This window comes from Stenotrophomonas sp. STEN038 (assembly GCF_056759895.1).
The window spans coordinates 1-9,189 of the sequence record NZ_JBRRDW010000086.1 but is presented as its reverse complement, the minus strand read 5'-3'; the positions used below and the strand labels follow the sequence as shown (position 1 = coordinate 9,189).

The following is a 9,189-nucleotide window of genomic DNA, read 5'->3' as shown; positions in this document are numbered from 1 at the left end:
CGTGGCCTCCACCCGCCCCCCACCCGCCCCCCCCCCCCCCCCCCCCGCGCGCGCCACCGCCCGCGCCCCCCCGGCCGCCGCGCCCCCCCCCCCCCCCCCCCCCCCCCCCCCCCACTACCGCGGCACGATCGCTGCAAGCTCTGCCATGATCCGCACTGACCCGCAGGGAGCACCCCATGCAGCTGCATCATCGAATCACCCTCTGCCTGCTGGTGCTGCCATCCTTGGCGATCGCGCAACCCCACACCCCGGCAGACGACAACTCCGCAGTGCTGGAGAGCAGCGAGCTGCAACTACAGCTGACCTCAGCCTTCGGCGGCCGGGTGCTGTCGCTGCAGCGCAAAGGCGAACCGAATTTCCTGCGCATAGGCGCAGCGGTCCGCACGCAACCGGATCCGGCGGTAAACGCCAGCAGCGATGACATCGCCTACCTCGGCCATGACGTCTGGGTTGGCCCGCAATCGCAGTGGTGGCTGCACCAGCAGCTCAATACCGAGCGCCGAGCAGCTGCCGCCAACTGGCCGCCGGATCCGTGGCTGTCGCTGGCCCCTGCGCAATGGCTGCAGCGCGATGCCGAGCAACTGCGTCTGCGCGGCGCCGCCAGCCCGGTAACTGGCATGCAGTTGGAGAAGTCATTCCAACTTGCCCCCGAGCGCGCCGATACCGTGCAGCTGCAGGTCAGCGGGCAGAACATCCGTGACACCCCGGTCGCCTGGGATCTGTGGTTCAACACCCGCGTCCACCCCGCTACCCGTGTCTTCGTGCCGGTCAGCAAGGCCAGCGATATCCGCGTGGAAGGTGCGCCCGATCCGGCGATGCCGGACCATCGCTTTGAGGATGGCATGCTGGTACTGCACGCCGGTGCTGGCAGCATGGGGCCGCGCGGCAAATGGTTCGTGCAGCCGACGGTGGGCTGGATGGCCGGCTTCAATGGCAGCCAGGCCTTGATCATCCATTTTGCCAAGCAGCCGCGTGCCAGCATCCATCCCGAGCAGGCCCAGGTCGAGCTGTATCTGGATGCCGGTGGTGTCGCCGAGGGTTTGCTGGAGATGGAAGTGCACGCGCCTTACCGTGAGCTGCAAGCCGGCGACCGGATGCAGGCAGCCGAGCAATGGACGCTGTTGCAATGGGAGGGCGGTGATGACGCGACGGCGCAGCGTGGATTCCTGTGCGCGCATGCGGCGGCGTTGCAGTTGGCGGGTGCTTGTCGGTAGGGCGCAGCCATGTTGCGCTTGGGGCGTTGCCGGTGAAGCTTCTGCCGAGCATGGCTCGGCACTACAAGCCCCTCTCCTGCAGGCAGGAGAGGGGTTGGGGTGAGGGCGCTTTTGCGCAGGGTGCAGCGGTGCTGCACTGGGGGCTCTACCGGTGAGGCCCCTGCCGAGCATGGCTCGGCACTACCTGGTTCTGCCCCCTCCCTTTGCCGCAGGCAAGGGGAGGGTTGGGGAGGGGGGCTTTTCGCCGGTTGGCTGAAGCAGGTGTTCATTCGCCGCCCGTCCAAGGCTGTCGATTCACGCAATTGCGCCTACCATGCTGCGGTCCCCTATCGGCCTGCTTTCCATGCAACGACGCGACTTCCTGCGCAACGCCGCTGCCGCCCTGGCGGCCTTTGGTCTTCCGGCCTTCAGCGCCTGTGCTGCGGGCAAACCCGCGCAGCTGGGCCTGCGTCGCCTGGGCCAGCCGCAGCCTTTCGACTTCGCCACGCTCAAAGGCCAGGCGCGCGCGCTGGCGCAGGCGCCGTACAAGAGCCACAAGCGCACCCTGCCGGGCGCGCTGGAGAAACTCGACTGGGATCAGTACCAGTCCATCGGCTATCGCCAGGATCATGCGCTGTGGGCTGACCAGCCCGGCAAGTTCCAGGCAAAGTTCTTCCACCTCGGCCTGTACTTCCATTCGCCGGTACGCATGTTCGACGTGGTCGATGGCAAGGCGCAGGAACTGGCCTATGACGGTGCGGCCTTCAACTACGGCAAGAGTGGCATCCACGATGGCGAGTTGCCAGCCGACCTGGGCTTTGCTGGTTTCCGCCTCAATACCCGCAGCGATACCGACCGTGACTTCGCTGCATTCCTCGGCGCCAGCTACTTCCGTGCGGTAGGCAAGGAAGGCCAGTACGGGCAGTCGGCGCGTGGCTTGGCCATCGATACCGGCATGGGCCGCCCGGAGGAGTTCCCGGACTTCATCGCCTATTACCTGGAGCAGCCGTCAGCCGACTCGGACACGCTGGTGGTCTACGGTCTGCTGGACTCGCCGAGCGTTGCCGGTGCCTATCGTTTCGCCATCACCAATGGCGATGTACTGCTGATGGATATCGACAGCGCGTTGTACCCGCGCAAGGAAATCGAACGGCTCGGCATCGCGCCGTGCACCAGCATGTACCAGGTGGGCGAGAACGACCGCCGCATGGATTGGGACTGGCGCCCGGAGATCCATGACACCGACGGCTTGTCGATGTGGAACGGTGCCGGCGAGTGGATCTGGCGGCCGCTGTGCAACCCGGCAAACCTGCGCTTCAACATGTTCGTCGACAACAACCCGCGTGGCTTCGGCCTGCTGCAGCGTGATCGCAACTTCGACCATTACCAGGACGACGGCGTGTTCTACGAGAAGCGCCCCTGCCTGTGGATCGAACCCAAGGGGCAATGGGGCGAAGGCTCGGTGCAGCTGGTCGAGATTCCCACCGTCGATGAAACCTTCGACAACATCGTTGCGTTCTGGAACCCCAAGGCCAAGCCGCAGCCGGGCCAGGAGCTGTTGGTTGGCTACCGCCTGTACTGGGGCGCCGAGCCGCCGGCACGTCCGCCGCTCGCCCACTGCGTGGCCAGCCGCACCGGCCTGGGCGGCATCATCGGCAAGAAGCGCGAGTACTTCTCGTGGCGCTTCGCCGTCGATTTCGAAGGCGGCGAACTGGCCAGCCTGATCGATAAGGCCGACGTTGAGGCGGTGGTGGAAACCAGCCGTGGCCGCGTGGAAGTGGTCTCCGCGCGCCCGCTGCGTGAGATCAAGGGCTATCGCGCCATGTTCGACCTGGTGCCGCCGGACGGCAGCACCGAGCAGATCGACGTACGGCTCTACCTGCGCAGCGGCGGCAAGACCCTGACCGAGACGTGGTTGTACCAGTACACCCCGCCGGCAGCCGGTGCGCCGGAGCGGACCTTGTATTGAGGGCTTTGCTTGAAGCTTTTGCTTAAGCCCCTCTCCCGGTTACGGGAGAGGGGTTGGGGTGAGGGCAAGCTCTTGGCAAGCAGGCATCGAGTCCCAGAAGCTCCCCTCATCCGCCCCTTCGGGGCACCTTCTCCCGTGAACGGGAGAAGGGACGCATCACCCCCGCGAGTTCCTGTTACAACGGCAGCGGCGCCTGCATCGGATCAATCCGCCCCTCGCCGCGCGTGATCTTCTTGAACTCTGCGCGGCTTACCGACACATAGCGGTCGTTGCCGCCGATCTCCACCTGTGGGCCGTCCTGCACGGCAAAGCCGTTCTCGTCCACGCGTACGGTCATCGTCGCTTTCTTGCCGCTATGGCAGATGGTCTTGATCTCCTGCATCTCGTCGGCCCAGGCCAGCAGGTACTGGCTGCCTTCGAACAGTTCGCCACGGAAATCGGTGCGCAGCCCGTAACACAGCACCGGGATGCGCAGCTGGTCGACCACCTCGGACAGCTGCCACACCTGCGATTTGCTCAGGAACTGTGCTTCGTCGACCAGTACGCAGCCGAGCTTGCCGTGGGCGGCGATGTCCTGCTGGATCAGCTTCTCCAGGTCGGTATCGCGCTCGAAGGTGGTTGCTTCAGCCTGCAGGCCGATCCGCGAGGCGACCACGCCGGTACCGGCGCGGTGGTCCAGGTGCGGGGTCAGCAGGGCGACGCGCATGCCGCGCTCGCGGTAGTTGTGCGCGGACTGCAGCAGGGTGGTGGTCTTGCCGGCGTTCATCGCCGAATAGTAGAAATAGAGCTTGGCCACAATAAAAATTTTATCTTTTTGATTTAATTCAATTAATCTTCAAGCACTAGTCGTTGGGTCTGGCGGGTACCCTCTTGAATACCCGGTTTTTCCGGCGCTACCCGTTGTCGGAATCGATGGTGCCCTTCATTTTTCCCTAGACAGAGCCTCCCTCATCTACGCAATCAATTGCCGAAGATGGCCTGCCCTAGTTGCGCCTGAAAAGGTGCATCCTGATGGCGGTTGGTGGTGTGGGCTGCGCCGTTGGCTCAGGCCGTTTATGAGGCGGGAGCCGGGAAAGGCAGGCCAGGTGCTGCCGGGTTGGTCAGCTTGGCGGCGTCAAATCCGTCTTTGGCCAAGATCGGATAGCAGTCTATCAAGCCCTTGCCCCGAAGACCGTCAACGTACTTTGCCATGCTCTTGTGATCTTCAGTCAGGATGACCCTTGCACCCGCTCGCTTGGCTTGCGCCACGATTTTTACATCTGCTGCGAGGCAAACCCGGTCGTTTTCCGCATCCTTGGGGAACAACTGCTCAGCAAAGCGTGCGGCCGCTTGCCCATCATCGAAATTGAAGGGCACAACCATGAAGTTGTGCAGGCCAAGATCGCTTAGGGGTTGCTTACGCTCGAACTCAGCGACAACAAGTGTAGACAGCAGCAGCGGCAACTTCAGTCGGATGGCTTCCCGGAAGTACGCCTTTGCCACCGCATGATGTGTGCGGGTGGGATCGGAGTACGTGATAAGGAAACTGGTATCGAGCATCACAGCGTGCGGTGTCACTCCTTACCCCCTCGAATCTTCCTAACCCAATCGGCTGCGTCCCCAACGTCTTTCCATGCAGCTTGACCGGCTTCTATGGCTCTTTCGTATTCGTCGTCATCAATTCGCGGATCGTAACCGGCGAAGCCTAAAAACCGGGCATTTCGCTTTTCACCTGTTACAAGGTCTTCTTCCAATTCCACGCGCATAACCACCGTGTGATAGACCGGATTCAGTTCTTGCTCGCGAATCTGTTGACGTGTTGCATCGATCTTCAGGCTAGAGCCATCGTCTAGCCGCAGATGAATATTCGGTGCGGTTGCCCCGCCAAAGTCTTCAACGGTGCCGGATAGATACCGCTCAACAAAAATCCAATTTGATCGGATTTCGTTGATAAAAAACGTGTTGGCATTTATCGCCACAACGTTCGTGTTGGCCGTATCGGAAATGCGGAAGGTCCGGCTCGGCCTCTTGATCGCTTCCAGTCGCCACTTTTCAGCAACGGATGCGCGTTTTGGGTCAACGCCATCTAGACGGCCACTCGATAGCCGTTCTATGTCATGCCAAATAGCCAATCCTTCAGGCAACTCTTCATGTGATTGAAGAGCAAGCGACCCCTTCACTACTGAGACAAGCAAGTCCGATGAATCAATTTCTTTGTCTCCGCCACGAACAAACGCCGCAACATCCCTCACAAAATCTTTCAGAAGGCCAAGCGGCACCGTCTCCGGAGTCACGTCGTGACCGTCGGCCTGGTCGGATACAGAAAAAAATAGTTTCCGCTTCTTTGCCATAGTTGATCAGCCTAGCCGCGACTGGGCGGCTGCACAATAAGGAAGACGTTAGAGATATCGCTCTTCGGTCTCCTCCGCTGCGACGCTATCAACTGCGCCAATGGCCTGCGTCGATCTTCAATCTATTGTCTTTCAATGGCTTGGGTAAGGGTGCCCTATGGCTTGCACGTTAGCGAGAGCATCCCGGATAGCGCCCTTCGGTTCATGGCCTGAGCTGCGTCCTTAGTCTCTCCAGCGCCTGCTTGGTCTTTTCTTGGTCGACCACTCCAGCTGGGCCGGTCATGTAAGAGATGGATGTGACGGAAAGGTCCTTCTTTTTGACCACCACGCGGACGCTGCGGCCAAACTCCTCTATCCGTAGTGATGCAATGTCATGATGTTGGATCAGCAGCATCGTGTCATACCGTTCTTCTGGTTCGATCCACTGCTGAAAATAGAGTCCATTCTTCGTTATAAGCAACGAGCCCAGCAGCGGGATTGGCTGGCTCCGGATATCGGAGAAACCGTTGGCATTGACTGCCCAAGCTCCCGCTCCTGCCATGATGACGTCTCCGGCGTCGGATGGAAGTTGTGCAGTCGCTAGTGTCTGATAGTTCGGATCCTTGACGGGTCCGAAGGAGTTAAAGCCGGTTAGCCCCAACATGCTGACGAGGACGATGCCGAAAAGATGAAACCGCTTCTGCATGTCGGTTCTCTCAGTCCTTGTTCTTCAGCTGATCAAGGCGGATTAGGACGCTGCCAATCTTTGATAAAAGGAATCCGAAAAAAGCGCCATTCACGCCAGCGACTGCATATGTCGCTACCAGTGTGCTGCTCCAAATGGTCTTTGTTGAGTAAAGTCCTTCGGAAACCTGAATCCTTCCAAACATAAAAATACAAAGTGCCGCACCGATGAGGCTCAGCCAGATGATTGCTTGTCCAATCATTGCCGTGTACTCGCCCTCTGAGAGCGCCTCTTCCGGTGTTGAGGTGGGATTCGAGACGGCGACTACGTTGGCCGTCGAGGTGTCCTGAGTGCCTATGCATTTCCCGCACAGGTCTGACATTAGCCCAGCCTTTTCCTTGCCGCATGACTTACAGATAGCCATTGGTCCCCCTCCCTTGGTTGCGGTGGCAAGGATTGCCACCATCTGAAGACTATAGTCCGTCGACCTACAGTCGCGCCACTCCCAAAGTCGGATGCCTATGGCAACCGTCAAGGAAAAACGTAGGGACGCGCTGCAAACCTCTTTCGGAGAGATATTGCGCCAAATCCGTGAGGAGAAGGGGATATCTCAACAGGAGCTTGCCTTTGAAAGTGAGCTTGATAGAACCTACATCTCACTTTTGGAACGTGGGTTACGTCAGCCCACATTAGGCACCCTGCTATCGCTTGCATCGGCACTGAACGTCGAAGGCGCGGAACTAGTTCGCAGAGCAGAGGCTCATCCGGTCTACCGTAATGCTCTCAGTGGCACCTAATGCGAGAGCACGTCTGAAGTTGCCGGATATTGAAGAGCCTCCGCTATGCCGCGCTCACCGTGAAGCCGAAGTATCGAGCTAGGAAGTACCGAGCGAACAGCATGCATTCTGAGTATTGCGGATAGCGCGATTTTTCCTGCGAACTCAGTTCCAATCTCAGTTGCGGCATCTGTGATTTCGAGAAAGGTCTCTCCCGTTGGAAGCTGTTCTGTGCAGAACGTTGTCCCTACAGCGAGAGCGAAGCGTTCACCGAAGGACAGTAGTGGGAGCGGTAGGTGAGTTAGGGCGATAGCTTTGCAATCAATTGCAGCCTTGAACGAAGACCAGAGCTGGTCGGGCTCCGGTCGAGGCATGGCTGCCACTGGTCGCCCAATCGCTTTGGCGACCGCATACAGCATTACTGCCTGGACATAGGGTCCGCCGTCGCACCCAAGAGAATCGACCCGGAAGTTCTCCCTTGCTTCAGTTGATTCCACATATCTATTCTGCCCCTGCTTTCTCATACTTACATACCCTTGCAAGGATTGAATTCCAAGCGTCAGTAGTGCCGGACGGGGTGTACGTTGGCTGGCGGTCGGCACGATGGTCAAGAATGATGCTGATTGCCCGTTGGGCAACTGACTCGTTGTTGGATGTCAAGAGCTCTGCAAGTCGTTCAACTGCATGGGCTGCTAGGCCGCTGAGTGCTCTAGCAGCCTCGGCTTGTGACTCATTTAGAAGTTGATCGACGAGCATGCGAAAGTCAGTGCGCGCATTCCATTGGCACAATGTTTTCGCAGTGACGTTCAAGGCTTCAGCTGCTTTCCTTGACGTGTAACCACTTGCGAGCATTAGTGCGGCTTGGCGCTGTCTCGGAGATAGACCTTTCTTCACTTTTATTCACCGGGTCATTTCCCGCCAAGCCGGTGCATATAGCTATCGTTGAACCACGTGCGCCTGTCCTCTGTCTTACGGGCAACGTAGGGTGCTGGTGCCGATAGGTTTCCGTTCATGCGAACAGCATGAGCGCTCTTTCCCATTGCGACTGTGGTCGAACTCGAGGTTGCTGCTTTGAACAGGAAGTCGGCGCGTTGCACTGCGGATCGTCCAGAATTGTACGTAGCAGCTTCAGCATTGCGGCGGGATTGGTCCAAGGACTCGTGCGTTTGCAGATTACTCATCGTTTGACTCTTTGAAACGCGCAGTTTCGCGTTCAGTTCATTGATTGTGGCGACGGGTGCACCTATGTTTGAGGAATATGGCTGAACGGACATTCTTGAGGCGGATTCCGTTTCATTTCGGTCCTGTCTGGACGAAATCTTCTTCTGAGCTGGCTGCTTGGGCTGATTTGCGGCCTTTCGGACAAGTGTTGGAGAACTCATCGGGGTGCAGGTTGTTGCAGATGCGTAGTTAGAAGAGGTTTCACTCTTCTTAATCATGGATTTGCCAGTGGACTGGAGGGTGTTCAGATCGAGGGTCATGATAAGAGCTCCGGCTTTCTGGATAGGCTACACGTGCTTATACCTCCGAACATCTTTGCAATGATTTGCAAAGCAGCTACTTCTGTGTTTGCGGAAGAGCTTTGGAAAGAAATGAATCTGACGCGTTGTGTTTGATTGAGAGCGCGAAATTGATGATCTCAGACTTCTTGTCGAGCTTCATTTGTTTGATTATGCGAATCCTCTCGGATTCAAGTGAAGAGAGCTCGCTGTTGAGCTTTTCGACAATTTCACTCATCTGCGGATCACTCATGTCCTCATAACGAGCGACTTCTAGATAGTTTTGAAACAATTCAATTGCCCAGGTCAATCGGCTTTGCTTTTGCTTGGCGCGCTTCTTATAGGATTCTTCTAGCATTTGGAGATGGTGAGGCCATATCCAGCTACTCATGAGGTCAGTTGGAACGTGTGCCAGAATCTTCTCCGGCTCCTTTCCGCTTGCCAGCTGTTTGTAGACGGTGTTGTAAGTCTTTCCTGCTCGTTTCGCTAACTGCTTTGTGGTAACCGAGGTTCCATCTTTTAGCTTGTGCCAGCGGGCAACTTTCCGTGTGCCGGTTTGCTTGCGCTTTGAAGCCCATTCCAAGTTGCCAATCTTGTAGGGACTGTCTTTCCCTTTGACCCTTTCGAGGGTAAACCGCTTCTTCCCATGGAGTTCCCAGGATTTAGTGGACACCTGACCGAGGGTGGCGATGCGCTGCCTCGAACTCGTCAGGACTGACCCCGCCTAGATGGCTGTGGCGGCGTGTTGGATTGTAAAA

Annotated in this window: 10 protein-coding genes; 3 read left to right on the top strand and 7 right to left on the bottom strand. The window is 58.2% G+C overall.

Annotation, left to right across the window (positions count from 1 at the left end; all coding sequences use genetic code 11):
• Window positions 1–176: 176 nt before the first annotated feature.
• Both ACVOLS_RS20685 and ACVOLS_RS20680 read left to right on the top strand, forming a co-directional pair.
• The gene (locus tag ACVOLS_RS20685; RefSeq protein ID WP_481547187.1) at window positions 177–1,214 is read left to right on the top strand and encodes a DUF4380 domain-containing protein; all 1,038 of its coding nucleotides are present in this window, start codon (window positions 177–179) and stop codon (window positions 1,212–1,214) included.
• A gap of 343 nt (window positions 1,215–1,557) precedes the next feature.
• Window positions 1,558–3,162: an OpgD/OpgG family glucan biosynthesis protein gene (locus ACVOLS_RS20680; protein ID WP_481547188.1), complete on the top strand. Its 1,605-nt coding sequence runs from the start codon at window positions 1,558–1,560 to the stop codon at window positions 3,160–3,162.
• Window positions 3,163–3,337: 175 nt separating this feature from the next.
• On the opposite strand, the gene ACVOLS_RS20675 is transcribed toward ACVOLS_RS20680, so the two are convergent.
• From ACVOLS_RS20675 to ACVOLS_RS20655, 5 genes are all read right to left on the bottom strand, one after another.
• A complete protein-coding gene (locus tag ACVOLS_RS20675) occupies window positions 3,338–3,958 on the bottom strand; it encodes a thymidine kinase (protein ID WP_481547186.1) in 621 nt (206 codons plus the stop codon).
• Between the two features lie 257 nt (window positions 3,959–4,215).
• Window positions 4,216–4,701 carry a type II toxin-antitoxin system VapC family toxin gene (locus ACVOLS_RS20670; protein WP_481547185.1) on the bottom strand — a complete coding sequence of 162 codons (486 nt, stop codon included), beginning with the start codon at window positions 4,699–4,701 and terminating at the stop codon, window positions 4,216–4,218.
• Window positions 4,702–4,715: 14 nt separating this feature from the next.
• The gene (locus tag ACVOLS_RS20665) at window positions 4,716–5,492 is read right to left on the bottom strand and encodes a hypothetical protein (RefSeq protein ID WP_481547184.1); all 777 of its coding nucleotides are present in this window, start codon (window positions 5,490–5,492) and stop codon (window positions 4,716–4,718) included.
• A gap of 202 nt (window positions 5,493–5,694) precedes the next feature.
• Window positions 5,695–6,177, bottom strand: a complete 483-nt coding sequence (locus ACVOLS_RS20660) for a hypothetical protein (RefSeq protein WP_481547183.1) — start codon at window positions 6,175–6,177, stop codon at window positions 5,695–5,697.
• A gap of 10 nt (window positions 6,178–6,187) precedes the next feature.
• Complete coding sequence (locus ACVOLS_RS20655; RefSeq protein ID WP_481547182.1) at window positions 6,188–6,580, bottom strand: hypothetical protein; 393 nt, start codon at window positions 6,578–6,580, stop codon at window positions 6,188–6,190.
• Between the two features lie 97 nt (window positions 6,581–6,677).
• On the opposite strand from ACVOLS_RS20655, the gene ACVOLS_RS20650 reads away from it, so the two are divergent.
• A complete protein-coding gene (locus ACVOLS_RS20650; RefSeq protein WP_481547181.1) occupies window positions 6,678–6,953 on the top strand; it encodes a helix-turn-helix domain-containing protein in 276 nt (91 codons plus the stop codon).
• 887 nt (window positions 6,954–7,840) lie between these two features.
• On the opposite strand, the gene ACVOLS_RS20645 is transcribed toward ACVOLS_RS20650, so the two are convergent.
• The gene (locus ACVOLS_RS20645; RefSeq protein ID WP_481547180.1) at window positions 7,841–8,413 is read right to left on the bottom strand and encodes a hypothetical protein; all 573 of its coding nucleotides are present in this window, start codon (window positions 8,411–8,413) and stop codon (window positions 7,841–7,843) included.
• Window positions 8,414–8,489: 76 nt separating this feature from the next.
• Window positions 8,490–9,014, bottom strand: coding sequence for a hypothetical protein (locus ACVOLS_RS20640; protein WP_481547179.1), 525 nt, complete (start codon window positions 9,012–9,014; stop codon window positions 8,490–8,492).
• Between the last annotated feature and the right edge of the window lie 175 nt (window positions 9,015–9,189).

What these genes read in the sequence shown, in the direction of transcription:
- ACVOLS_RS20650 (WP_481547181.1), top strand. Translation starts at nt 6,678, where the DNA reads ATGGCAACCGTCAAGGAAAAACGTAGGGACGCGCTGCAAACCTCTTTC.
- ACVOLS_RS20645 (WP_481547180.1), bottom strand. Translation starts at nt 8,413, where the DNA reads ATGACCCTCGATCTGAACACCCTCCAGTCCACTGGCAAATCCATGATT.
- ACVOLS_RS20670 (WP_481547185.1), bottom strand. Translation starts at nt 4,701, where the DNA reads ATGCTCGATACCAGTTTCCTTATCACGTACTCCGATCCCACCCGCACA.
- ACVOLS_RS20685 (WP_481547187.1), top strand. Translation starts at nt 177, where the DNA reads ATGCAGCTGCATCATCGAATCACCCTCTGCCTGCTGGTGCTGCCATCC.
- ACVOLS_RS20665 (WP_481547184.1), bottom strand. Translation starts at nt 5,492, where the DNA reads ATGGCAAAGAAGCGGAAACTATTTTTTTCTGTATCCGACCAGGCCGAC.
- ACVOLS_RS20660 (WP_481547183.1), bottom strand. Translation starts at nt 6,177, where the DNA reads ATGCAGAAGCGGTTTCATCTTTTCGGCATCGTCCTCGTCAGCATGTTG.
- ACVOLS_RS20655 (WP_481547182.1), bottom strand. Translation starts at nt 6,580, where the DNA reads ATGGCTATCTGTAAGTCATGCGGCAAGGAAAAGGCTGGGCTAATGTCA.
- ACVOLS_RS20680 (WP_481547188.1), top strand. Translation starts at nt 1,558, where the DNA reads ATGCAACGACGCGACTTCCTGCGCAACGCCGCTGCCGCCCTGGCGGCC.